The 23,816-nt window shown below is 74.1% G+C and carries 22 protein-coding genes; 11 read left to right on the top strand and 11 right to left on the bottom strand.

The genetic code is table 11. The features are described 5' to 3' along the window. Positions 1 to 3: 3 nt before the first annotated feature. Positions 4 to 1,236, bottom strand: a complete 1,233-nt coding sequence (locus ABD665_RS01665; RefSeq protein ID WP_204912534.1) for a low temperature requirement protein A — start codon at positions 1,234 to 1,236, stop codon at positions 4 to 6. Between the two features lie 205 nt (positions 1,237 to 1,441). Next, a complete protein-coding gene (locus ABD665_RS01660) occupies positions 1,442 to 2,329 on the bottom strand; it encodes an excalibur calcium-binding domain-containing protein (RefSeq protein WP_204912535.1) in 888 nt (295 codons plus the stop codon). 231 nt (positions 2,330 to 2,560) lie between these two features. On the opposite strand from ABD665_RS01660, the gene ABD665_RS01655 reads away from it, so the two are divergent. The 3 genes from ABD665_RS01655 to ABD665_RS01645 all read left to right on the top strand — a co-directional run bounded on the left by ABD665_RS01655 (position 2,561) and on the right by ABD665_RS01645 (position 6,502). Next, positions 2,561 to 3,652, top strand: coding sequence for a right-handed parallel beta-helix repeat-containing protein (locus ABD665_RS01655; protein WP_204912536.1), 1,092 nt, complete (start codon positions 2,561 to 2,563; stop codon positions 3,650 to 3,652). A gap of 183 nt (positions 3,653 to 3,835) precedes the next feature. After that, complete coding sequence (locus ABD665_RS01650) at positions 3,836 to 5,350, top strand: DHA2 family efflux MFS transporter permease subunit (RefSeq protein ID WP_204912537.1); 1,515 nt, start codon at positions 3,836 to 3,838, stop codon at positions 5,348 to 5,350. A 201-nt stretch (positions 5,351 to 5,551) separates the two neighbouring features. Then, positions 5,552 to 6,502, top strand: coding sequence for a nucleoside hydrolase (locus ABD665_RS01645; protein WP_204912538.1), 951 nt, complete (start codon positions 5,552 to 5,554; stop codon positions 6,500 to 6,502). Positions 6,503 to 6,554: 52 nt separating this feature from the next. On the opposite strand, the gene ABD665_RS01640 is transcribed toward ABD665_RS01645, so the two are convergent. Together ABD665_RS01640 and ABD665_RS01635 are read right to left on the bottom strand one after the other, a co-directional pair. Then, a complete protein-coding gene (locus ABD665_RS01640; RefSeq protein ID WP_204912539.1) occupies positions 6,555 to 6,977 on the bottom strand; it encodes a hypothetical protein in 423 nt (140 codons plus the stop codon). A 56-nt stretch (positions 6,978 to 7,033) separates the two neighbouring features. Further along, positions 7,034 to 7,804, bottom strand: a complete 771-nt coding sequence (locus ABD665_RS01635) for a GAF domain-containing protein (protein WP_204912540.1) — start codon at positions 7,802 to 7,804, stop codon at positions 7,034 to 7,036. A gap of 229 nt (positions 7,805 to 8,033) precedes the next feature. Here ABD665_RS01635 and ABD665_RS01630 point away from each other — a divergent pair, with 229 nt between their 5' ends. The 4 genes from ABD665_RS01630 (at position 8,034) to ABD665_RS01615 (ending at position 12,407) form a co-directional block, all read left to right on the top strand. Beyond that, positions 8,034 to 9,365 carry an FAD-dependent oxidoreductase gene (locus ABD665_RS01630; protein WP_204912541.1) on the top strand — a complete coding sequence of 444 codons (1,332 nt, stop codon included), beginning with the start codon at positions 8,034 to 8,036 and terminating at the stop codon, positions 9,363 to 9,365. Then, complete coding sequence (locus tag ABD665_RS01625; protein ID WP_204912542.1) at positions 9,346 to 10,647, top strand: cytochrome b N-terminal domain-containing protein; 1,302 nt, start codon at positions 9,346 to 9,348, stop codon at positions 10,645 to 10,647. Before ABD665_RS01630 ends, ABD665_RS01625 begins: the two co-directional genes overlap by 20 nt. Before the next feature lie 10 nt (positions 10,648 to 10,657). Next, entirely contained in the window at positions 10,658 to 11,575 is a 918-nt protein-coding gene (locus ABD665_RS01620) for an RNA polymerase sigma-70 factor (RefSeq protein ID WP_344740823.1), read from the top strand. Positions 11,576 to 11,651: 76 nt separating this feature from the next. Then, positions 11,652 to 12,407, top strand: coding sequence for an NAD(P)H-binding protein (locus tag ABD665_RS01615; RefSeq protein WP_204912543.1), 756 nt, complete (start codon positions 11,652 to 11,654; stop codon positions 12,405 to 12,407). A gap of 16 nt (positions 12,408 to 12,423) precedes the next feature. Here ABD665_RS01615 and ABD665_RS01610 read toward each other — a convergent pair whose 3' ends face one another. Both ABD665_RS01610 and ABD665_RS01605 read right to left on the bottom strand, forming a co-directional pair. Next, the gene (locus ABD665_RS01610) at positions 12,424 to 14,109 is read right to left on the bottom strand and encodes an MFS transporter (RefSeq protein WP_204912544.1); all 1,686 of its coding nucleotides are present in this window, start codon (positions 14,107 to 14,109) and stop codon (positions 12,424 to 12,426) included. 2 nt (positions 14,110 to 14,111) lie between these two features. After that, positions 14,112 to 15,311 (bottom strand): PIG-L family deacetylase, encoded by a 1,200-nt coding sequence (locus ABD665_RS01605; RefSeq protein ID WP_204912545.1) that lies wholly within the window; start codon positions 15,309 to 15,311, stop codon positions 14,112 to 14,114. 115 nt (positions 15,312 to 15,426) lie between these two features. Here ABD665_RS01605 and ABD665_RS01600 point away from each other — a divergent pair, with 115 nt between their 5' ends. Next, positions 15,427 to 16,143 (top strand): DUF2652 domain-containing protein, encoded by a 717-nt coding sequence (locus ABD665_RS01600; RefSeq protein ID WP_204912546.1) that lies wholly within the window; start codon positions 15,427 to 15,429, stop codon positions 16,141 to 16,143. 31 nt (positions 16,144 to 16,174) lie between these two features. Here the strand turns inward: ABD665_RS01600 and ABD665_RS01595 are convergent, their stop codons facing one another. Together ABD665_RS01595 and ABD665_RS01590 are read right to left on the bottom strand one after the other, a co-directional pair. Beyond that, entirely contained in the window at positions 16,175 to 17,431 is a 1,257-nt protein-coding gene (locus ABD665_RS01595; protein WP_204912547.1) for a hypothetical protein, read from the bottom strand. Continuing rightward, complete coding sequence (locus ABD665_RS01590; protein ID WP_204912548.1) at positions 17,415 to 18,275, bottom strand: C39 family peptidase; 861 nt, start codon at positions 18,273 to 18,275, stop codon at positions 17,415 to 17,417. The genes ABD665_RS01595 and ABD665_RS01590 overlap by 17 nt, the downstream gene beginning before the upstream one ends. Positions 18,276 to 18,490: 215 nt before the next feature. On the opposite strand from ABD665_RS01590, the gene ABD665_RS01585 reads away from it, so the two are divergent. After that, positions 18,491 to 19,687, top strand: a complete 1,197-nt coding sequence (locus tag ABD665_RS01585; protein WP_204912549.1) for an alpha/beta fold hydrolase — start codon at positions 18,491 to 18,493, stop codon at positions 19,685 to 19,687. A gap of 168 nt (positions 19,688 to 19,855) precedes the next feature. On the opposite strand, the gene ABD665_RS01580 is transcribed toward ABD665_RS01585, so the two are convergent. Further along, the gene (locus ABD665_RS01580; RefSeq protein WP_344740822.1) at positions 19,856 to 20,659 is read right to left on the bottom strand and encodes an SDR family NAD(P)-dependent oxidoreductase; all 804 of its coding nucleotides are present in this window, start codon (positions 20,657 to 20,659) and stop codon (positions 19,856 to 19,858) included. Between the two features lie 31 nt (positions 20,660 to 20,690). Further along, entirely contained in the window at positions 20,691 to 21,158 is a 468-nt protein-coding gene (locus tag ABD665_RS01575; RefSeq protein WP_344740821.1) for a MarR family winged helix-turn-helix transcriptional regulator, read from the bottom strand. Between the two features lie 217 nt (positions 21,159 to 21,375). Between ABD665_RS01575 and ABD665_RS01570 the strand changes: the two genes are divergently transcribed. Continuing rightward, positions 21,376 to 21,876 (top strand): MarR family transcriptional regulator, encoded by a 501-nt coding sequence (locus ABD665_RS01570; RefSeq protein WP_204912550.1) that lies wholly within the window; start codon positions 21,376 to 21,378, stop codon positions 21,874 to 21,876. An 83-nt stretch (positions 21,877 to 21,959) separates the two neighbouring features. On the opposite strand, the gene ABD665_RS01565 is transcribed toward ABD665_RS01570, so the two are convergent. Next, positions 21,960 to 22,439, bottom strand: a complete 480-nt coding sequence (locus ABD665_RS01565) for a winged helix-turn-helix transcriptional regulator (RefSeq protein ID WP_204912551.1) — start codon at positions 22,437 to 22,439, stop codon at positions 21,960 to 21,962. Between the two features lie 114 nt (positions 22,440 to 22,553). Between ABD665_RS01565 and ABD665_RS01560 the strand changes: the two genes are divergently transcribed. Then, positions 22,554 to 23,765, top strand: a complete 1,212-nt coding sequence (locus tag ABD665_RS01560; RefSeq protein ID WP_204912552.1) for an MFS transporter — start codon at positions 22,554 to 22,556, stop codon at positions 23,763 to 23,765. The last annotated feature ends 51 nt before the right edge of the window (positions 23,766 to 23,816 follow it).

The raw sequence follows: 23,816 nt of genomic DNA, 5'->3' as shown, positions 1-23,816 counted from the left end.
CCGTCAGCCGGCGTCGAGCGAGGCCTCGGGCCGACGTCCGGCGACCGTCCCCTGGATGGCGGCGGCGACCGTGACGACCGTGAACGCCGCCGTGTGCAGCAGGGCCGTCGGCACCGGCACCGCCCCCAGGGCGAGCACCACCGGGACGAGGACCAGCGGCCACGGCCAGACCGGGCGCCAGGAGCGGGCCGTCCCGGCGACGATCATGGCGTTCCCGGCGTAGAAGAGCGCGAGCCCGCCGGCCAGGACCCACGCCGACGACGACGGTCCCGGGGTCTCCGGGTGCACGGCGAGACCCTCGAGCCCGACGCCCGCGAGGACGACGCCGAGCGCGAGCGGGAAGTGGCCGAAGACGAAGAGGTCGTGGCGCTGGTCCGCGTCCGGCGGTTCGTCGTCGGTCTCCGGGTCGTCGTCGCCGTCCTGCTCGCCGTCCTCCTCCGCGGTCTCCTCCAGCCGGTTCGCGGTCGTCTTGGCGGCCACGTCGAAGTACGCCCACCACAGGCTCGCGGCCAGCAGCAGGCCGAGGACGCCGACGGCGACCGACGGACCGGCCCAGGACGCGTCGTGGGTCCCGCGGGCGGCACCGCCGACGGCCTCGCCGAGCACGAGGATGACCAGCAGGCCGAAGCGTTCCGGCAGGTGCTCGATGTGCAGCGGCAGCCGGTCGTTCCGCAGGGTGGCGAGGACGGGCCCGACGGCGTCGATCAGCACGGCGACCGCCCAGAGCCAGTAGCGCCCAGGTGCGGGGACGCCCAGGGACACCGCCCACAGGACCGTGCTGACGCCGATGCAGACGAGGTAGACGTTGATCGTCGGACGCGCGTCCGCGACATGGCGCCACGCCCGGCCGTAGAGGCCGAGCAGGATCAGCCGGCCGAGCAGGAAGCTGGCGGCGAAGGGGACGGCGTACTTCCCGACCGCGTCCGAGGCGCTGGCCGCGCAGCCGGCGATGGCCGCCGTCGCGCCCAGCTTGGCGATGCGGAAGACCAGGTCGTCGGTGTCGAAACGGTTGGCGTAGAGGGTGAACCCCATCCACGAGAACCAGATGGCCGTGAACAGCCCGACCATCACCAGAAGCCCGTGCCAGGACAGGTCGGTGTAGAGGCTGTGCGCCAGCTCGAGCACGACGAGCACGTACGCGAGGTCGAAGAACAGCTCCAGCCGGCTCGCCGAACCCTCCCGGCCCAGGTGCAGCCGCGGCGGTCGGACGAGCGGCTGCGCCGCGGCGTCAGGCACGGACACGTCTCGGCGACGAGGTCAGGGGCACCGTGGTCATCGGGTCAGTGTGGTGGACCCGACCGGTCGTTCCGCACGACCGCCGGAGGCGCGGACCTCGGGGACGGCCCCGGAGATCCGGCACGTCGACCGCGGTGCGGGGTCACGGCCAGGCGTGACGCCCGCCTTCGCCGCGATCGGGGTGCCGGATCTCAGGGCGCTGCGGCTACTGCTCGCAGGCGATGCCGTCCTTGTCGCGGTCGCTCTTCTTGTTCTTCTTGTAGGTCGCGCTGTCGATCGTGAAGTCTGTGACCGACCCGCCCTTGTCGACCGCAGCGCTCGTGCCGACGCCGTGCTCGTAGACCTTGTTCAGCGCGGCGCAGTTCTTGTACTTCTTGACGGCCGGGATGACGTCCACGTGGTCGCCGTCGGAGACGACGTCGCCGTAGCCGTACGCGAAGGTGCCGGACCGGCTCGCCTTGACGGTCGTCGAGAGCTTGCCCTTGGAGCTGCTCTTGACGGTCTTGACCTTGGTGAAGTCGCCGCCGTCCTTGGCGAAGTAGAGCGTCGCCTTGACCTTGACGCCCTTGTCGTCTCGCTCGACCGTGCCCTTGACGGTGATCTTCTTGCCCTTGCGAGCCGGCTCGGGCGAGGCGTTCGTGCTGAGCGTGATCACCGGCGCGGGGATCCCGACGGCGGTCACGTCCTGGAAGACGGCGTCGTCCTGGCTCGTGTCCGGGTCGCCCACGAACATCGCGGCCTCGGCCGGGCCGTTGGCGAAGGTGCCCTCGGTGACCTCGAGCGGGACCGAAGTCCCCGGGTGGGCCACGCCGTCGCAGACGACCGGGGTCCCCAGCTCCGGGTTGTCCGCCGCGGCCTTGTAGTCGTCGAAGAGCGGCTGGAAGACCGTCACGTACAGCGTGTCGTTCGTGGGCGCGGTGGCGTCGCCGCAGGTGTAGGTGACGGTGATCGACCCCGTGTCCCGGCTGTCGAAGTGGACGAGGGAGTCGTCCACGTGCAGCGTCGCGGTCGTCGCGGACGCGCTGACGGGGACGAGCGCGGCGGCGCCGGCAAGGACGACGAGGGAGAGCCCGGACAGGGCACGACGGAACATTCCTGAGAACCTCTTCGGTAGGCGGTCGCTGAACCTTAAGCGTCCTATGGGTTTCCCGCAGGCCGTTCGTGTCCCTCGTGCGGATGACAACCCCGCGGCCGGGAGCGTGCCGGCAGAACTCGCGCCGGCGGATCCGCAACGCCCGACGACCCCCCGCGATGTACGTCCCGGGCTCGGGGATCCATCCATCCACGTGAAGCCGCAGGCTCACGTCAGTCCGGGAGCACCCACATGCGCCGAACCTTGTCCGTCCTCATCCTCCTCGTCCTCGCGGCGCTCGTCGGAGCCAACGTGGCCGCGAACGCCGCAGGCCAGAACGACAGCGCCTGCCGGCAGTCGCTCACCGTTCCCTACGACACGGGTGAGCTGATGGCGTACGACGCCTGCCGCTTCGACCGCCTGGACGCGGCGGTCGCCGCACTGAAGCCCGCGAGCACCCCGACGGCCTCACCGAGCGCCTCCACGACGGCCACGCCCAAGCCGACGGCGACGCCGACCGCCAGCCCGTCGCCCAGCGCCAGCTCGTCGCCCAGCAGCAGCCCGTCACCGAGCGCCCCGACCGGCTTCCCGGCTGCGAGATCCACCGGCGTCCCGAGCGGGACGACGCTGACGGCCTACAGCGGTCCTGCGACGATCACCTCGGCGGGCACCGTGATCGACGGCAAGAAGATCACCAGCTGCCTGGTGATCAAGGCCAACAACGTGACCATCCGCAACAGCCTGATCACTTCGGGCGGCTGCTACTTCAACGTCCTCGCGGACAACGGGAACACCGGCATCCAGCTGACCGACGTCGAGATCGACGGTCAGGGCAACACCGGCGGGGACAGCGCGATCAATGGTGGCGGGTTCACCTGCCTGCGCTGCGACCTGCACGGCACGGTGGACGGCATCAAGGCCCAGTCGAACGTCGTCGTGCAGGACTCGTGGATCCACGACCTGACGATCGGCAACGACAGCCACAACGACGGGATCCAGTCCCTCGGCACGACGAGCCTCAAGGTCCTCCACAACCGCATCGTCATGGCGGACGGCGCGACCAGCGCGATCATCCTCAGCACCGGCTCGGCGTCGGACATGCGCAACGTGCAGATCAGCGGCAACCTGCTCGGCGGCGGGGCGTTCACGGTCTACGGCGGCTACGAGGCCGGCCGGGACACACTGTCCAAGATCAGCAACATTTCCGTCACGAACAACCGGTTCACGACCTCGGTCTTCCCCCGCGGCGGCGCCTTCGGGCCCCTCACGTCGGTCGACTCGCCCGTCGCGGTGTCGGGCAACACCTGGGCCGACGGGACCCGGTCCGGACAGCCCGTCTCCTGACGGCCAGGTCGAGGGGGAGCCGGTCGCGGTGCACGCCGCGGCCGCCTCCCCCCGTCCGGTCCCGCACGCCACCCGCACGGCGGCGCACGACGGGACCGCCGGGAATAGGCGCCTCCAGCAACCGGTTGCGGCTCTCGGCGCCCGCGGTAGTGCGCTCCTCGTCTACTGCTGGAGAGCACAACCATGGTTCAGACCCTGGCGCCTGCGCGCGCCTCCTCCCCGAAGGGGCAGCGCGGCAACCACCGCTGGCTCGCCCTCGGCGTCATCGCCATCGCCCAGCTGATGGTCGTGCTGGACGCGACCATCGTGAACATCGCGCTGCCCAGCGCGCAGCGCGACCTCGGGTTCACCGACGACAGCCGCCAGTGGATCATCACGGCGTACTCGCTCGCCTTCGGCGGGCTCCTGCTGCTGGGCGGCCGCATCGGCGACCTCTTCGGCCGCAAGAAGATCTTCATCGTCGGCCTGGCCGGCTTCGCCGTGGCGTCGGTCCTCGGCGGTCTGGCCCCGACCTTCGCCACGCTCGTCGGGGCCCGCGCCCTGCAGGGCGCCTTCGGTGCGCTGCTCGCGCCGGCCGCCCTCTCGCTGCTGACCACGACCTTCACCGACCCGAAGGAGCGCGGTCGCGCGTTCGGCGTGTTCGGTGCGGTCGCCGGTTCCGGCGCCGCGGTGGGCCTGCTGCTCGGCGGCGTGCTGACCGAGTACACGTCCTGGCGCTGGTGCCTCTACGTGAACGTCTTCTTCGCCGTCGTGGCGATCATCGGCGCGGCCCTGCTGCTCCCCCGCTCGCAGCCTGGCGGGAAGCCGACCTTCGACATCCCGGGCATCCTCACCATCACGCTCGGCCTGGTCGGCGTGGTCTACGGCTTCTCGAACGCCGAGGTCAACGGCTGGGGCGCGCCCGTCACCGTCGCGAGCCTCGCGGTCGGCGCCGTGCTGATCGTCGCCTTCGTGCTGATCGAGCAGCGCGTCGCGCACCCCCTGCTGCCGCTGCGCATCGTGCTCGACCGGGACCGCGGCGGCGCGATGCTCGCCCTCGGCCTCTCGGCGATCGGCATGTTCGGGATCTTCCTGTTCCTGACCTACTACCTCGAGGCCAGCCTCGGCTACAGCGCGCTCAAGACGGGGCTCGCCTTCGTCGCCATGCCGCTCTCGATCATCTTCAGCTCGAACGTGATCGGCGGGCCCCTGCTCCCCCGCGTCGGCCCGAAGATCCTGATCTTCGTCGGCGGCATGCTCGCCTCCATCGGGCTGCTGCTGCTCACGCGCACGGAGCTCGACAGCTCGTACGTGGGCGTGGTGCTGCCCGGCCTCGTCGTCATCGGGCTCGGGATGGGCCTGATCTTCTCGTCGGCCATCTCCACGGGCACGTCCGGCGTCCAGCGCGAGGACGCCGGCGTGGCCTCGGCCACGGTCAACACGATGCAGCAGATCGGCGGCTCCATCGGCACCGCGCTGCTGAGCACGATCTACGCCGGCTCGGTCCGCGGCTTCGCGTCCGACAACCCGACGCTGCCGGACGTGCAGGCGTACGCCGTCCTGCACGGCTACCACGTGGCCTTCACCATCTCGAGCGCCGTCCTCTTCGCCGTCGCGCTCACCGGCGGGCTCGTCGTCCGGCGCCGGTCGCACCGGCTGGCCGCCGCGGCCGCCCGCCCGGCCGACCAGATCGAGGCCGTCCCGGTCGCCGCGCACTGACGCGCCGGGGCTGCCGTCCGCAGCCCCGCGCACGCTCCACCCACGAGACGCTGACTCCCGGCCCCGTCGCCCGACGGGTGGTCGGGAGTCAGCGTTTCGTCGTACGTGCCGCCCGGGAGAGCCCGGCGCGCCGACGTGCGGGACGATCGGGCAGGTCGTGCCGACGTCCGTCGGACGAGGTGCACCAGGGGGTCTCTCGACGTGAAGCGCATCATCCTGGACACCGACCTGGCGATGGGCGCGCCGGGGTCGGACATCGACGACGGCTTCGCACTGGCGCTGGCCCACGCCGACCCGGACCTCCGGCTCGAGCTGATCACCACGGTCAACGGCAACACCGACGTCGAGAGCGCGACGATCCTCACCGGCGAGCTGGCCCGCCGCCTCGACCTCGGCGACGTGCCGATCGTCAAGGGCGCAGCCGCCGCGTTCACGCATCCCGAGGTGAGGCGGAACCCCGCGGCCGAGGTCCTCGCGCTGCGCGCGGGCGCCCGACCGGCGACCGACGGCTACGCGGCCGTCGAGATCGCGCGCCACGTGATGGCCCACCCGGGCGAGATCACCATCGTCGCGATCGGCCCGCTCACCAACGTGGCGGCCGCCCTGCTGCTCGAGCCGCGCCTCGCCGAGAACGTCGCCGAGATCGTGATCATGGGCGGCATCTTCTTCGGCACGATGCCCGACCGGACCATGCCCGGCGAGTTCAACGTCTGGGTCGACCCCGAGGCCGCGGCGGCCGTGCTCCGATCGGGCGCTCCGCTGCGCTGGGTCGGGCTCGACGTGACGCTCCAGGTCCGGCTCACCACCGCGGACGCCGAGCGGATGCGGGACGCCCGCACGCCCTTCGCGCCGTTCGCCGGCGAGTCGGCCCTCGCCTGGATCGCGCACCTCAACCCCCACGAGCCCGAGGGCCGGGGCGACTCCTGCGCGATGCACGACCCGCTGGCCGTCGCCGTGGTCACGCATCCCGAGCTGGTCACGTTCGTGGACGCGCACGTCTCGGTCGTCACCGGGGACGGCGAGGCCCGAGGCGTCATGATCACCGACCTGCTGCGCAGCGACACCGCGCCGCCGGCCAACTGCCGGGTCGCCGCGAGCGTCGACGCCCCGGCCTTCACCGAGCACTTCCTGAACCTGGTCGGCGGACTCTGAGCCGCTGGACCGTGCGGGAACGCCCCTCGTCGGGTGGACCTGAGCGACGCGCTCAGGCGGCGAGCGCGTGCACCAGGGCCGCGACGGCGGCGGCCAGGGCGGCGACGGTGCGCAGCCGGTCGGCGCGGACGAGGGCGAGGAGCAGGTCGGCCTCGGGGCCGGAACGTCCGAGGCGCCCGTGCAGCGGGGCCGCGCGGACGGCGGTGACCAGCATCGCCGCCCCGGTCGCGAGCGCCGCCAGCCAGGCCGCGGGCGAGGTCGGCGCGGTGACGACCGCCCCGACTGCGCCGGTCAGAGCGGCACCGTAGACGAGGGCGACGAGCCGGACGATGCGGCGCGAGTGCTCGTCGTGGGCGGCGGCGAAGCGGTCCGGGCCCACCCGGACCAGGGCCGGGTAGACGACGGCGCTCACCGTCAGCTGGAAGGCGGCGTGCGCCGCGGTGGTCGCGACCAGGACGACGGACCAGAACGGCACGGGTCAGTGTCGCCGACGCGGCGGCGACCGGTGCGGCGGCCCGCCGCCCGGTGCGCTCAGTCCGTCAGCTCGCTCAGCGGCAGCCGGCCGTGGACGACGTCGGCCGCGAGGTCGTCGAGGCTGCGGCCCTTGCTGTAGGCGTGGGCGCGCAGCACGCTGAGGGCGTCACGGGTCCGCTCCGCGCGGCTGCCCATCACCATCCCGATGGCGACCCAGACGTCGTGGCGCGGGCCGGACGCGAGGCGGTACCACTCGGGCCCGGCTCCCGGGCTGTCGACGTCCTGGATCTGGGCGACGCAGGTGGTCAGCAGGGCGCCGGCGGTCTCGGCCACCTCGGCGACGTCGCGCGCGTCCAGCCGGTCGGTGAGCCGCGGGTCGGCGCTGTAGAGGTCCAGGGCGGCGAAGATCCCCCGCCCGGCCGCGCGCAGCGGCACCGCGGCGACCGCGCGGTAGGACGTCTTGCGGACCAGCTCCTCGGCGTAGAGGGGCCAGCGCGCCACCAGCTCGTCGTGGTCCGCGACGATCGCCGCCTGCTCCTCCGCGGCGTCCAGGCACGGTCCCTCGCCGAGCGACGTCTGCAGCTCCTCGGCCTTGCGGGAGTCCTCGTCGCTGGCCGCGAGGGGCTGGCGCAGGACGCTCACCATCGTGGACAGCCCCGCACCGTCGACGGGCAACACCCGGACGGCCGCCCGGGTCAGGGCCGCGGGGACGAGGGGCGCCCCTCCGACCTCCTGCGCCACCGCCATCAGGTAGCTCGCCGTCAGACCGGCGCGTACGCCGTCCTCGTCGGTCGGCTGCTCGCCGCTCGGTGGCGGTGCTGCGGTCATGCCTGCCTCTCGCTCCGTCCTGCTCCCCCGCCTGGCTGGTACCCAGCGGGGGCTCCTCCCAGCACAGATCATGCCGTCCCGGGAGGGAGAGACGGGACACGTCCGGGCCCCGCTCCCCGCCACACCTCCACCGTCCAGGCCTGCCCTCGCCCCGTCGCCGGGACCTGAGGTGTCACAGACCGGGCCGCTGCGTGGTCTGGAGGGGTGACGGCTACGGCGGAGGGTTCCGATGCGCAAGATCCTGATCGTGGGCGGCGGCTACGCCGGCTTCTACACGGCGTGGCACCTCGAGAGGCGGCTCAAGCCGGGCGAGGCCGAGGTGGTCGTGGTCGACCCACGGCCCTACATGACCTACCAGCCCTTCCTGCCCGAGGTGGCCGCGGGCGGCGTCGAGGCGCGGCACGCGGCCGTGTCGCTGCGGCGCCACCTGAACCGCACGACCGTGGTCCCCGGAACCGTCACCGCACTCGACCACGCGGCCCGCCGCGCGACGGTGGAGCTCGGGGGCGACGGTGGCACCACGACCATCGGCTACGACGTCGTCGTGGTCACGGCAGGCGCGGTGACCCGGCGGCTCCCGGTCCCCGGCGTCGGGGACCACGCGATCGGGCTCAAGCACGTCGAGGAGGCCGTCGCGGTCCGCGACCGGCTGCTCGTGTCCTTCGACCTCGCCTCGGTGCTCCCGCCGGGTCCCGAGCGGCAGCGGCTGCTGACGGTCGTGGTCGTGGGCGGCGGCTTCACCGGCGTCGAGGGGTTCGGCGAGCTGCTGTCGCTGGCGACCGCGCTGCTCGAGGCCTACCCGACCCTGAGCCTGGACGACCTCGGCTTCCACCTCGTCGAGGGCAGCGGCCGGATCCTGCCCGAGGTGTCCCCCGACGCCGGCGCCTGGGTGGTCGACCACCTGCGGCGCCGCGGGGCGCACGTGCACCTCGAGACCTTCATGACCTCGGCCGAGGACGGGCACGTCGTGCTGTCCGACGGCACGACCATCGACACCGACCTCATCGTCTCGACGGCCGGCAACGCCGCTCCCGTCGTGGCGCGCCACACCGACCTGCCGGTGAACGGGCGCGGTCTCGTCGTGGTGCGCGCGGACCTGCGGGTGGGCACCGACGACGCACCCGTCGAGGACGCGTGGGCGGCCGGCGACGACGCGGCCGTGCCCGACCTGGCGTCGTCGACGCCGGGGGCCCTGACCGTGCCGAACGCGCAGCACGCCGTACGGCAGGGGCGGCTGCTCGCCCGCAACCTCGTGGCGGTCCTGCGGGGGCGGCCACCGAAGCCGTACGTCCACCACAACCTGGGGGTGGTGGCCACGCTGGGCCTGGGTCGCGGCATCTTCCAGTCCGGCCCGGTGACGATCAAGGGCTTCCCGGCCTGGGTCCTGCACCGCGGCTACCACGTGCTCGCGGTGCCGACCTGGGAGCGCAAGGTCCGGGTCCTCGCGGTCTGGCTGCCCGCGCTGCTCTTCGGCCGCGACATCGTCTCCCTGCAGTCCGTGCAGCACCCGCGGGCCGCCTTCCTCGCGGCGGGGCAGCCCGGTGACCGCGCCGAGTCGTAGGGCCCGCCTCGTCCGGCGGCTGCGGTCGGGCTCCCGCCCGACGGGCTGGGCGGCGGTCTGGGGAACCGTCGCAGCGGCCTGCTTCGGCGTGCTGCTGCTCACCGGCCTGCTGCTGATGCTCGTCTACGAGCCGTCGGTGGAGCCCGTCGTCCGCCGGGACGGCTACGCCGGTCTGCGCGGGGTGACGACTTCGCGGGCGTACGCGTCCACCGTGCACCTGTCGCTCGACGTGCCCGGCGGCCTGCTCGTCCGGCAGGCCCACCACTGGGCGGCGCTGCTGCTGCCCGCGGCCCTGCTGCTGCAGCTCGCGACGACCTTCTTCCGCGGGACGTTCCGACGGCCGGAGCGGCGGCGGTGGGTGCTGCTGGTGGCGGTCCTGCTGCTCGTCCTCGCGTCCGGCTGGAGCGGCTACGCGCTGCCCGACGACAGCCTCTCCGGCACGGGCCTGCGGATCGTCCAGGGCACGGCGCTCGCGATCCCCCTCGTCGGGACGTGGCTGGCGCAGACGCTGTCGGGCGGCGAGTTCCCGGGTCGCATCGTCGAGAACCTGTACGTCGTCCACCTGGTCGCCCCGTTGCTCGTCGTCGTGCTCGCCGCACTCCGCCGCCCGCGTCCCTGGTCGGGTCCCGGGCCGACGACGCTCGGCCTGGCCTTCGTGACGGCCGGGGTCGTGACGCTGATGGCCGGCACCCTGACGATCGCCCCCGTCTGGCGCTACGGGCCCTCCTCACCGGGCGAGGCGTACGCGGGGAGCCAGCCCGACTGGTACACGGCCTTCCTCGACGGCGCGCTGCGCCTGGTCCCGCCGGGCTGGGAGGTCGACCTCGCGGGCCGGACCCTGACCCTCGCCGTCCTCGTGCCGCTCGTCGCCGTCGGCCTGTTCGTCGGCCTGCTGGCCCTGTGGCCGTTCGTCGAGGAGCGGCTCACGGGCGACCGGGCGGACCACCCGGTGGCCGACCGGCCCCGTGACGTCCCGGCGCGGACGGCCGTGGGGGCGGCGGGCGTGACGCTCTACGGCGCGCTGTGGCTCGCCGGCAGCGCGGACGTGCTCGCCACCGAGCTGCACGTCTCCCTCGAGGGCGTGATCCGCGCGCTGCGCGTGGTCGTGCTGGTCGGCCCCGTCCTCGCGTACGCCGTCACCCGGACGGCCTGCACCACCCTGCGGACCGCGGAGCGGGAGCGCCGGGCGCACGGCGCGGAGTCGGGCCTCGTCGTGCGCTCCCCGAGCGGCGGCTACTCCGAGCTGCACGCACCCGTGCCCGCCGGATCGAAGGAGCTCTAGCATCAGCACCGTGCCCGACCTGGCGGTCGACGACGGCCTCGAGGACGCGGCCGCCGTCTTCGCGGACGTCCGCCCGCGGCTCTTCGGCATCGCCTACCGCGTGCTCGGCAGCTGGACCGAGGCCGAGGACGTGGTCCAGGAGACCTGGCTGCGCTGGCAGGGCACCGACCGGGCGGAGGTGCGGCACCCGCCGGCCTTCCTGGCCACGACGGCGACCCGGCTCGCCCTGAACGTCGCCCAGTCGGCCCGCGCCCGGCGCGAGACCTACGTGGGGCCCTGGCTGCCCGAACCCGTCGACACCAGCGCGGACCCGGCCGTCGGCGCCGTCCAGGGTCAGGAGGTCGAGCTGGCGCTGCTCCTGCTGCTGGAGCGGCTGACGCCGACCGAGCGCGCGGCGTACGTCCTGCGCGAGTCCTTCGACTACCCCTACCCCGAGATCGCCGAGATCCTGGGCCTCAGCCCCGCGAACGTCCGCCAGCTGGTCAGCCGGGCCCGCAAGCACCTGGCCGGCGAGCGGCGCGAGCCCGTCGCCCCGGCGACCCACCGCCGCCTCCTCGAGGCCTTTGTCCGGGCCGCCCAGACCGGCGACGTGGTGGCCCTCGAACGCCTCCTGGCCGAGGACGTCGTCAGCTGGTCCGACGGGAACGGCGCCCGCGGGGTGGCCCGGGTCCCCGTCGTCGGCCGGACGCGGGTGGCTCGCTTCGTGTCCGCGTTCCGGCCGCGGTTCTGGCCCGGCACCCAGAACACCTGGGTCGAGGCGAACGGTCGCACGGCGCTGCTGATCAAGGTCGACGGGGCACCCCTGGCGCTGCTCAACGTGCAGGTCGTCGACGGCAAGATCCGGCAGCTGCAGTGGCAGGTCAGCCCGACCAAGATCGACGGGTTCCTGCGGTCGGCAGCGCGCTCCAGTCGGACGGACACCGCGTAGGCGCGCCGCGCCGTCACAACGGCACGCGCTGCCCGGTCTTGATCAGTGACACACCCACTGATCAGGAGGAGCACAGATGAAGATCATCGTCTTCGGGAACGGCCTCGTCGGGAGCCAGCTGGCCGCCCACCTCGTGGCGTCCGGGCACGACGCCCGCGCCCTCGGCCGCGACGACGGCATCGACACCACGACCGGTCGCGGCCTGCGCGAGGTCCTGGAGGGCGCCGACGTGGCCGTGGACCTGACGAACGCGCCGTCCTGGGCCGACGACGACGTCCTCGCCTTCTTCACCGGATCCACCCGGCACCTGCTCGAGGCCGAGCGGGAGGCGGGCGTGCGGCACCACGTGATCCTGTCGATCGTCGGCGCCGACCGGCTGCCGGGCTCGGGCTACCTGCGGGCCAAGGTCGCGCAGGAACGGACCGTCGAGGCCGGCCCCGTGCCGTACTCGATCGTCCGTTCGACCCAGTTCTTCGAGTTCGTCGGCGGGATCGCCGACGCCGGCACGGTCGACGGCGTCGTGCACGCCACGTCCGCGCACCTCCAGCCGATCGCCTCGCGCGACGTGGTCACGCACCTCGCCGAGGTCGTCACCGGACCGCCGCTGAACGGCGTGGTGCAGGTCGCGGGACCGGAGCCGCTGGGCATCGACGCCCTCGTCCGCCGGCTGTTCGCCACCACCGGCGACCCCCGTGAGGTGCGCACCGACCGGCACGCCGGCTACTTCGGGGCCGAGCTCGACGACACGTCCCTCACCCCCGCGGCCGGGTCCGACGTGTGGACGGCACCCACCACGTACGACCGCTGGCTGCGCGAGGGGCGCCAGGCCTAGACGGGGCGGGAGGACGTCAGGGGTCGGGACGCTCGTCCGGGGCGGTCCCACCCTCGCGCTCGGCGTCGGCGGAGTGCAGGGAGGCGAGGCGCTCGCGGGCGAGGTCGTCGGTGGGCCGGTGGCCGGTGACGGCGCCCACGAACCCGTCCCGGTCGAGCACGAGGAGCCGGGTGTCCTCGACGGACGTGACGGACGCCGTACGGGGGCCCGGCTCGAGCAGGGCGATCTCGCCGAACGCGTCGCCCGGCCCGAGCCGGCGGACATCGTGCCCGTCGCGGCTGACGGCGACGGCCCCCGTCGCGACGACGTAGAAGTCGGCGGCCGGCTCGCCCTGGCGGACGACGACCTCCCCGGGGGGCACCGCGCGCGCCCGAGCGCTCTGGGCGAGCCGCTCGAGCCCGACGAGGGACAGGGCGGCGAAGAGGGGCACCCGGCGCAGCAGCTCGACGTCCTCCGTGCGGCCGCCGGCCATCCCGTCGAGGCGACCGAGCCAGCGCCAGGTGACGACCGGCGCCAGCGCGAGGACGGCGCCCGTCAGGACCATGGCCGCGGGCAGGCCGAGCCCGGCGACGAGGGGCGGCGCGGCCAGCGAGCCGAGGGCCACCACCGCGGCGCCGAGGGCGTTGAACGCGCCCCAGGCGCGCCCGGCGAGGTGGTCGGGCACCAGACGGTTCACCAGGGTGTAGCCGGAGACGTCGAGCAGCGCGTTCCCGAACCCCAGCACCGCGAGCGCGACGGCGGCGACGCCCACACCGGGCCACAGCCCGATGACGACGACGGGGATGCCCCACAGGGCGATGCCCAGGGCGATCCAGCGGCTCCCCCGCCGCGGGCCGAGCCCCATCCCGACGACGGCGCCGACCAGCCCGCCGACCCCCATGGCGATGAAGAGGCTGCCGGCCAGGGACTCCGAACCCCCGACGACCGAGGTGGCCACGAGCACCACGAAGACGGTGAGCAGTCCGCGCATCGTGGTCTGGCCGAGGAACAGGGCGATCGCCAGCCGCAACCCGGGCCGGGCCAGCACCCGGAACCCCAGGAACGGCGCCAGCCAGGCCTGGCGGGTCGAGCCGCGCGCCTGCCGCGCGGGGAGGAACGGCGTCCGGATCGACACGGCGACCACCGCGGCGCCGGCGAGCAGCACCGCCAGCACCGCGAGCACGCCGGGCGGCCCGACGACGCCGAGCAGGACCGCGCAGAGGCCGGGCCCGACCACCGTGCCGAGGGCCTCGATGGTGGCGAAGGCGGCGTTCGCGGCGATCAGGTCGGCCGGCGAGGTGACGAGCGTCGGGACCATCGCCTGCAGCGTCGGGCGGACGACGGCGGACAGGGCCGACCCGACGGCGACCACCGCGAGCAGCACGGGCAGGCCGGCGTCGGCGACCGCGCACCAGACGAGCAGGGCCGCGAGCACGGCCCACCCGGCGTGCACGACGCCGAGCAGCCGGCTGCGCGACCAGCGGTCCGTGAGGACCGACGCCGGGGCGCTCAGCACGGCTGCGGGCAGCACCCGGACCGCGCCGACGAGCCCGACGGCGCCCGGACCGGCGGCGTCGAGGGCCAGCAGGGAGACGGTGATGAGCATCGCCCAGTCCGCTGTCATCCACACGCCCCAGACGACGAGGAGCCGCGCCAGGTCGCGGTCGTGCAGGGCCGTGCGGGTGCTGCGCAGACGTTCGCGCAGGACGCCGACGGCACGCACGGCTAGCTCTGGCCGACCACGGTGAAGTGCTCGGTGCCCAGCAGCGGGCCGAGCACCTGGCGGGGCAGCAGGTCGGCGTCGAGGGCGTACTGCGAGCGGTGCGCGACGAGCGCGGCGATCTTCGCGTCGAGGGCGGCGCCGACGTCGACGCTCACGTCCGCGGTGGTGTCGGAGGCCGGGGCCGGGGCCACCGGTCCGGGCGGCTCGGCCACGGGGCCGTCGGGGAGCCCGTCGGCGGGGGCCGCGGCCGTCGTGCCCCGTCCGGCGGAGAGGTCCCGGCCGCGGGGGGCCAGGACGAAGCAGGTCACGTCGTCGCGCGCGACCACGTGCGCGTTGCGGGGGCGGCCGCTGGCCAGCCCGTCCTGCCCGACGAACGACCCCGGCCCGGCCGTGTCCTTGGTGGTCAGCGTGCCGTGCGCGTCCTCCACGACGATGTCGACCGAGCCGGAGAGGACGCAGAACAGCTCGTTCGCCGGCTCGCCCTGCTCGATCACGTACGAGCCCGCCGGGAACCACTGCACCTGCAGGTGGTCCGCGGCGAAGCCCAGCACCGACGAACCGTCGGCGAACAGCCGCAGGGCGTTGCCGAACCCGGCCGTGCCCGCGAACCGCTGCTCCCCCGACGTCAGCCAGTCCACCAGCAGGTCCAGCAGCAGCCGGTCCTGGGCGGGGAACCGGGCGTGCAGGACCCGCGGCGGGTCCGCCATCCCGGCCCGGGCGGAGAGCACCGCGTGCGACGACGTCATGTGGTCGGGGTGGCCGAAGCCGCCGTCGTCGCCGAAGGTCACCACCACGTCGGGACGCAGCCGGTCCAGCACCTCCCGGACCAGCGCGACGACGTCGTCGTACGGCATCCGGGCCAGGTTCCCGTCGCCCAGGTCGTAGCACTCCACGTGCCCCACGCCCAGCGCGGCCGTCGCGGCCTCGAGCTCGGCGACCCGCGTCACGCCGAGCGTGCGGCGCGTGGCCGTCGCCGAGTCGCGGATCTGCCCGGCCTCGCCCCGGGTCAACGACACCACCGCGGTCTCCGCACCCGCCGCAGCGGCCCGGGCGATGGTGCCGCCGACGCAGAACACCTCGTCGTCGGGGTGCGCGAAGAGGCCCAGCACACGCAGCGGGCGATCGAGGGGCGGGCGGTCGGGGGACCCGGCGGTGCCGAGGAGCGCCGCCAGGTCGTCGGGAAGGGCTGGGGCGGCAGACATGTCGCGCACACGCTAACCGCCGGAGCCCCGCCGCGGGCACGCCGTACCGCAGTTCCGCGTACGCACCCGGCCGCTGCTCTAGCCCAGCGGGCCGCGCGCTGCTACCGTCCGTCAGATGCCGACCCGGCGAGCACTCCTGCTGATCGCCGACATCGGCGGATACACCGAGTACATGCAGTTCCACCGCAGCGTGCTCGGTCACGCCGAGGCGGCCACCAGCCGGATGCTCGACAAGATCATCGGCGCGGCGCCCGGCTTCAAGCTCATCGAGGTCGAGGGCGACGCGGCCTTCCTCTCCCGCGACGCGAGCGGGCTCGACGGGCCCGCGGCGATGGCGGTGGTGTCGGACGCGGTGGTGGCCATGCACCGGGCGTTCCACGCCGAGCGCCGGTACGTCGAGCTGAACATGTGCCCGTGCGGCAGCTGCACGCAGACGAGCGGGCTGACGCTGAAGTTCGTCGCGCACGTCGGCGAGGTCGCGACCCAGACGATCCGGCGCCGGGAGAAGCTCGTCGGGGTGGACGTGATCTACGTGCACCGCCTGCTGAAGAACCCCGTGCGGGTGCCGGAGTACCTGCTGGTGTCCGACGAGCTGCTGGGCGACGGGCCGACGGCGGCCGACGCGCCGGTCACCCAGGAGGTCGCGATGGACCTCGAGGGGATCGGTCCCGTCCGCACGCACGTCATCGACGTGGGGGACCTCGCGCCGCCCGCGCCCGTCGTCGACCCGACCTGGCCGCAGCGGATCGGCGGTACCTTCGCCATGGTGGGGCGCGGGCTCCCCCACGTGCTGCGTCGCCGCCGCCCGCAGGCCCTCGGCGCCACCGTCTGAGCCTCGACGGACGCCGACCCGGAGGGCGGCGTCAGCAGCCGCTGCGCCCCAGCGGTCCCGCCGCCGCGGTGTCGAGCACGGTCTGCACCGAAGCACCGGCCTTCGACTCCGGTGCGTAGCCGACGGTGACGACCGGTCCACCGTCCGCCCACACCCCGCCGTACGCCGGCGTCAGCCGGGCGGAGGACCAGCTGCGCAGGTCGGCGGCGTACATCGCGTCGTCCGCGGCCAGGACCACCACGTCACCGGCGACGCGCGGCAGCTGCGGCGAGGCCAGGGTGCCGACCAGCAGCCGCGGACGGGGCCAGCCCGCCCGCCAGACGTCGACCTCCCGGCCCTTCCGGCCGCCGACCCAGACCAGCGTGCCCTCGTCCGCGGCCAGGTAGGAGGGCCCGCGCGCGTCGGCGAGCGCTGCGGGCACGGGGACGCGCTCGTGCGTGCGGAGGTCCAGCATCCGCAGGCTCGACGTCTCCCCCGGCCCGTCGCTGTCGGCCCAGACGAGCGTCCCGCCGAACCGGACCGGTGCTCGTCCGTAGCCGCGGCTCAGGCGTTCCGTCCGGCCGTCGGCCAGGCGGTAGCCGGACAGCACGGTGTGCCCGGGGTCGGCGTCGCGCGTCTGGGTCCAGTAGAGCCAGCCGTCGGCGAGCACGGGGTCGACGAACGGGGTCTGCATCAGCTCGCCGTCGTCGTCCTCCTCGCCGTGGGCGACCTCGACGGGCGCCTTGCCGCTCCCGCTGTCCCACACGTAGAGCCCGAAGTCCTCGAAGTTCGAGAACGACCGGTCGACGCGGTAGGCGAGGTGGCGGCCGTCCCAGGTCGCGCCGAGCACCTGCCACTCCGGGTGGTCCAGCCCGAGGTCCTGCACCACCTCGGTCGTCCGGCCCTGACGTCGCTCGAGGCGCCGGTGGACGCCGGGAACGTCGGACACGACGAACGTCCCGTCCGCGGTCCCGAGCGCGACGGTCAGCACCTCGTCGTCGACCGGACGGAGGACGCCACGGGCGAGCCCCGTACGCCACGCCGCCGGCAGGTCGACACGGCAGGGTTCCGCGGTCGAGACGGGCGCGCCGGAGGCGCTCGGCGAGGCGGACGGGGCGGCCGGCGGCTCCGTCGAGGAGGGCGAGGACGCGGGCGCTGAACCGGTCGAGGGTGCCGACGTCCCTGAACCTCCACCCGAGGGCGAGACCGGCGCCGCACCCGCCGCCGAGCAGCCGGCCAGCACCGGCGCGGCCAGCACCAGGCTCGTCAGCAGGCCGACGACGGTCCGCGACCTACCAGATGTAGCCACGCGCGCCGAAGATCGTGACGATCTTGTCGGAGTCGATCTCGTTGTAGCGGTCAACCGGACCGGCCCACGAGATGCTCGAGCCGGCGACGGGGTCGGCGTAGCGGGTGGTCTCGCCGTCGTCGTCGTAGCCGCGGACCGCCACCCAGTGGTAGATCGTGCGGTTCGGGTGCCCGTTCAGGTGCGGCCCGTTCGTGACCTCGACCGCGTTGCCGGCGATGCCCTGCCCGTGCACCGCGACGTCGGTGACGAGGCGCTGCTTGAAGGCCTTCTTGTCCGCCTTGCTCGGCGTGTACGGCAGGTTCGCGGCCGTGTAGTCGAAGCCCTTGGTGTAGCGCTCGAGGGCCTTCTCCATCGGGTAGTTCCCGCTGCCGCTGTACCAGTTCGTGCCGTTGCGCGTCGTCTTGAGGCGCTTCGCGGCCGTTGTCTGGGAGATGTCGACGTCCGACGCCTGGACGAGCGTCTCGAGCGTCGCCGGCCCGCACCAGTAGGTCCGGGACTGGGCCTTCTGCTTGATCGACTTGATCGAGCGGTGGCTCGGCAGGTCGACCGGGTCGTCCACGTCCCCGTCGTCGCTCGCCGCCAGCCGGCGGGAGGTGCCCTGGTGGCCGAACGCGGCGGCCACGCCGGCGTCCTTCGCCGCGGCCGTCCGTCGCTGCTCCGCGGTCAGGACGGGCACCCCGACCACGGGCGACTGCTCGACGCCGGCCACGGGCCGCGGCGAGTCCTGCGCCGAACGCCCGGTCCCGCCGGCCCACGCGGGTCCGGCGACCAGGGGCAGCCCCAGGCTGAGCGCGGCCAGCAGGCCGAGCCGTGCGGTCTTGACGAACGTGTCCCGTGCAGGCACGCGCGTGTCCTCTCGTCAGCCCCGAGCTGAGCCGACGGTGTGGTCGGTGCGCCGACAGTAAGCAGGCCTATGGACGCCCGCAACCGGCCCGGCGGGACAGGGCTGAAGCCGCGATCGAGACTTCAGGTGGCCCCGGTCGCAGCCAGGGATGGCCGCCCGGACGCGGCCGCCGTACTGTCCGGTCATGAGCACCGCGACCTGCCGTCGGACGAGCGTTGAGCACCCCGGACACCGGGGTCGGCCGGCTTCCGGAACCGCACCGGCCGAGCACGTCGGACGAGGCGTGGGAGGACCTGCGCCGGCGGTTGCGCGCGACCCGGTGGCCCCCGGCCCCGACCGGCGTCGGGTGGTCCCTCGGGGCGGACCCGGCCTACCTGCGCGAGCTCGTCGACCACTGGGCCGACGGCTTCGACTGGCCGGCCCACGAGGCCGGGCTGAACGCGCTGCCGCGGTACCGCGTCCGGCTGGGCGCCGGCGACGGCCTCGAGGTCAGCTACCTGCACGTCCCGGGCGTCCGGGCCCCGGGCGCCCCGCCGCCCCTGCCCCTGCTGCTCGCGCACGGCTGGCCCGACTCGTCGTGGAGGTTCTCCAAGGTCCTCGACCTGCTCACCGACCCCGGCGCTCACGGCGGCGACCCGGCGGACGCGTTCGACCTCGTCGTGCCCGACATGCCCGGGCACGGCCACAGCCCGCTGCCGCCCGAGGTCGAGCTCGACACCCCGGCCGTCGCCGTCCTGTGGGCCGAGCTCATGGAGGTGCTCGGCCACCGCGCGTACGCCGTCGCCGGCGGTGACCTCGGCAGCGCCGTCTGCCGCTACCTCGCGCTCGACCGGCCCGAGCGGGTCGTCGCCGTGCACCGGACGGACGCCGGCGTGCCCGTGTTCGTGGGCGACCGTGCCGACCTCGCCCCCGCCGAGCGGGACTTCCTCGACCAGGCCGCGGCGTGGGGCGCCAGCGAGGGCGCGTACGCCGCCATGCACCGGACGAAGCCGCTGACCGCCGGCGCCGCCCTCACCGACTCACCGGCCGGGCTCGCGGCCTGGGTGGTCGAGAAGCTCCACGCCTGGAGCGACCTCGCCGACGGCTTCGACGAGGTGTTCAGCGCCGACGAGGTGCTGACCCTGCTGACGACGACCTGGTTCACGGGCAGCATCACGTCGTCGATCCGGATGTACCACGCGAACGCCGCCATCCCGCCCGCCCTGCACGCCCGCCGGGTCGAGGTGCCGTCCGGCTTCGCGCTCTACCCCGCCGACCTGCTGCACCCGCCGCGGGAGTGGCTGGACCGGGTGGCGAACACCGTCCGCGTCACCCACCCTGCCCGCGGCGGGCACTTCGCCCCGTTCGAGCGGCCCGAGGAGTACGCCCACGAGCTGCAGACCTTCTTCCGCCCCTACCGCCAGGTTTCCTGAACCCCGTCCTGCCCCCGGCCCCTGTTCCTGTCCCCCGTCCCCGCCCCTCCCGATCCTGACCACTGGTCACCTGGGGCGAGCCCGTACGGGAGGTCGCGGCCCGAAGTGACCACTGGTCGGCCCAGGGGTGAGGTGGGACCGGGGTCAGGTAGGCCCGGGGGGCTGGCATCAGGGGAGGATCGAGTCCACGTAGCCGCCGTCGGCGCGAACGGCCCCACCCGTGGTGGCGGAGGCGAGGTCGGAGCTGAGGTAGGCGACGACGCGGCCGACCTCGACCGGTTCGATGAGGCGCTGGATGAGCGACTGCGGGCGGTGCTCGGCCATGAACCGCGCCTCCGCCTCGTCCCAGGGCAGGTCCCCGACCAGCTCGCGGGCGAAGTCCTCGACGCCCGGCGTGTGCGTCGGGCCCACGATCACGGAGTTCACGGTGACGCCGGTCCCCTTCGCCGCCTTCGCGAACCCGCGCGTGACGGCCAGCAGGGCCGTCTTGGTGACGCCGTAGTGAATCATCTCCGCGGGCGTGACGATCGCGGAGTCGCTGGCGATGCTCACCACCCGGCCCCAGCCGCGGCCCGTCATGCCGGGCAGGTAGGTGCGGATCAGCCGGACGGCGGACAGCACGTTGACCTCGAAGTAGCGCCGCCACTCGTCGTCGTCGATCTCGAGCGGGTCGGCGCTGCCGAAGACGCCGAGGTTGTTGACCAGCACGTCGACGTCGGGGTGGGCCGCGAACGCCCGGGCGGCTCCCTCGGCCGTCGCCAGGTCCGCGGCCAGGGCGCGTACGCGGTCCGAGCCCGCGTCCGCGCCGACCGCCTCGGCCGCTGCGCGCGTCCGCTCCTCGTCACGGCCGTTCACGACGACGGTCGCGCCCGCCCGCGCGAGCTCGGTGGCGATCGCCGCCCCGATGCCCTGGGTGGAGCCGGAGACGAGGGCCGTCCGGCCGGTGAGGTCGATGCTGATGCCGCTGCTCATGGCCCCAGCATGCCGGGACCGGCGACCGCGGCTAGGCGGCGTCGTGCGCCATGACCCGGACGAGGTCCTGGAGCTCGTCGCGGAGGTTCGCGAGGGCGTCGGGGGTGAGCAGGGTCTGGCACCTGACCTGGTGCTGGGCCTTGGCCGCCTGCTCCTCGAGCGCCCGTCCGGCGTCCGTGAGGGCGACGAGGACGACGCGACGGTCCGGCGTCCCGCGACGCCGGTCCAGCAGACCGGCCCGGTCGAGGCGGTCGAGCACGGGGGTGATGCCGCTGACCGGCAGGTCGAGCCGCGCGCCGAGGTCGCCGACGCTCAGGTCCTCCTTCTCCCACAGCGCCATCATCACGAGGTACTGGGGATAGGTCAGACCGAGCTCGAGGAGGAGGGGCCGGTACGACCGGACGACCGCGTTCGTCGCCGCGTAGAGGGCGAAGCAGAGCTGGTCGTCCAGCCGCAGGCACGGCTCCGGATCGGTCGGCAGGTAGTCCGCGGGATCCAAGGTCTGTCCTTCTTCGCTCAAGGGGGAGCTCCGGCGCCACCGGGATCCCGAGCTCCGGCGGTGCGCGAAGGGGCAGTGCGGTCAGCTGGTCCCAGATTCCTCCGACAGACCTGAGACGCAGCTGATCACTTCACGCCGTGGTTCTTCACGGCCCTGCACTGATCAGAACATTAACTTCTTAGCGACTAAGACGTGAGAGTTCCGTTAAATTTGGACGATGGAAGAACCCGCCGCTCCGCTGCCCGAGGCCATCAAGGGGTTGGTGGCGGTCATCGTCGCGGCGGACGTCTACCGGCTGGCCGCTGCCGAGCACTTCGGGCTCGACGTCGTGGAGAGCCGCGCGGTCAGCCATCTGGACAAGCACGGCGCCCTCAGCCAGGGCGAGCTGGGACAGCTGATGGGGCTGACCAGCGGCGGGGTGACCGGCGTCGTCGACCGCCTCGAGCGGCGTGGCGTCGCGCGCCGGGTGGCCGACCCCCACGACCGGCGCCGCAACCGGGTCGAGCTCACCGAGGAGGCCACGCAGACCCTCGGCCGCAGCCGGTTGAGCCTGGCACCCGCCTTCGACGAGATGCGCCCCGGTGCGGTCGAGGCCCTCGCCGAGACGCTGCCGCTGCTGGCCGCCGGCCTGGACCACGCCGCCCGTTCGCTCCGGGCGACCGGCCCGTACGCCCGCCCCGAGCCGACGACCGACGCCGCCGTCGACCCGACGCCCTGACCTGGCTCCCGGACCTGGCTCCCTGGACCGACGGCCCCTGAACCGCCTGCCGACCGGCCCGGCGGGCCTCGAGCCGGCGGAGCTCAGACCGGCGCGACCACGGGGCTCGGAGGCCGGCGCACCGGCCGGACGGCCAGGACCTCGCCCGGCTCGAGCCGGCGACCGTCGGCGGCGACGAAGCTCGTGGTGACCGGCTCCCCCGTGGCCGCCTCGACGAACCGGGCCCCGCGGTCCTCGCGGGCCGGCCGGTGCTGGTCCCCCCAGGCCTGCAGGGCGGCGAGCACCAGCCGGAGGTCGTCGCCGGCCGGGGTCAGCACGTACTCCTCGCGACGTCGCCCACCGTCCTCGCGGTAGGGACGCCGTTCGAGGACGCCGACCTCCACCAGGGTCGCCAGCCGGTCCGAGAGCACGTCGGGCGCCACGCCCAGCGCGTCCCGGAACTCCGAGAACCGCGTGCGGCCGAAGCACGCCTCCCGCACCACGAGCAGCGTCCAGCGCTCCCCCAGCACGTCCAGGCTGCGGGCGATGGAGCAGTTGAGGTCTTTCCACGCTGACACGACCATGCCCGCCAGCGTAGCCCTGGGTTGGCAAGCGCAACCCAGGTGCTAGGTTGCCTTCGACAACCCAGCCTCCCCGTTCTCTCCACGAGAGCGCCGCGGCCTCTCGGACGGACGCCCATGGCCCTCACGACCACCCCCCGCCGGCACCTCGGGCGCCGCGCGAGCTTCTGGACGGCCGCGGCCGTGGCGGCCCTGGCGCTGTGGACGAGCGGCGCGCCGAGCGTCAGCTATCCCCTGTACGCGGCCGAGTGGCACCTCACCCCGACCACCACGAACGCGATCTTCGCGGTCTACCCGATCGTCCTCGTGGTGGTGCTGGTCGTCCTCGGCGACCTCTCCGACCACATCGGCCGACGCGCCTCGATCGTGCTGGGGCTCGTCGCGGTCCTGGTCGGCGTGGTGCTGTTCGCCGTGGCGCCGAGCGTGGCCTGGGTGTTCGTCGGGCGGGCGTTCATGGGCCTCGGGGTCGGCCTCTCGCTGAGCCCGGCGTCGGCCGCGATGGTCGACTTCAGCGCGCCGGGGCAGGTGGCCCGCGCCGGCTCGATCACTACGGCCGCAACGGCGGTCGGCCTGGCGCTCGCGACGCTCGTCGGTGGGGCGCTCGTGCAGTACGCGCCCTACCCGCTGCACCTCGACTACTGGGTCCTGGCCGTCGTCGTCGCCGGTGTGCTGGCGCTGGCCTGGTTCCTGCCGGCCCACGTGGCGCCCGAGGACCCGCGGCCGTGGCGGCTGCGCGGGCTGACCGTCCCGCCCGGCCTGCGCGGGACCTTCGCCACCGCGGTGCTCGCGGTGTCGGCCGCGTACGCCCTCGGCTCCGTGGTCCTGGCCATGGGCGCCCAGATCGCGCGCCAGCTGGTCGGCTCGACGAACGTGCTGGTGACCGGCGGGCTGCTCTCGGTCTCCGCCGTGGTCATCGGCGTGGTGGCGATCGTGTCCCGCCGAGTGCCCGCCCGGTGGTTGATCACCTCCGGCGCGGTCGCGTCGGTCGTCGGTCTCGGGCTGCTGACCCTGGCGGCGACCGCGCACTCGCTGCCGCTCTTCTTCGGCGGCATGGTGCTCGGCGGGGCGGGCTACAGCTTCAACTTCCTCGGCGGGCTGACCCTGGTCAACGCGCACGCCCCGGCCACGCACCGCGCGGGGATGCTGTCGTCGGTGCTCGTCGTCGCCTACCTGGTGCAGGGCGCGTCGGCGCTCCTGCTGGGCGCGGTCGCGACCTCGGCCGGCCTCCGCGCCGCCCTCGACGTCGGCACGCCGGCCATCGGGCTGGTCTGCGTCGCCGCCGTCGTCCTGGTCGTCGCCGTGCGCCGCCCGCGCCCGGCCGTCGCCTGAACCCGCCGCCGGCGGCGGACGCGGCCTTGCGACCGGCCACGCAACCCGACC

Source organism: Microlunatus spumicola, assembly GCF_039536445.1.
GTDB lineage: Bacteria > Actinomycetota > Actinomycetes > Propionibacteriales > Propionibacteriaceae > Microlunatus > Microlunatus spumicola.
Note: the sequence above shows the minus strand (reverse complement) of the source record. Positions and strands in the feature narration are given on the sequence as shown.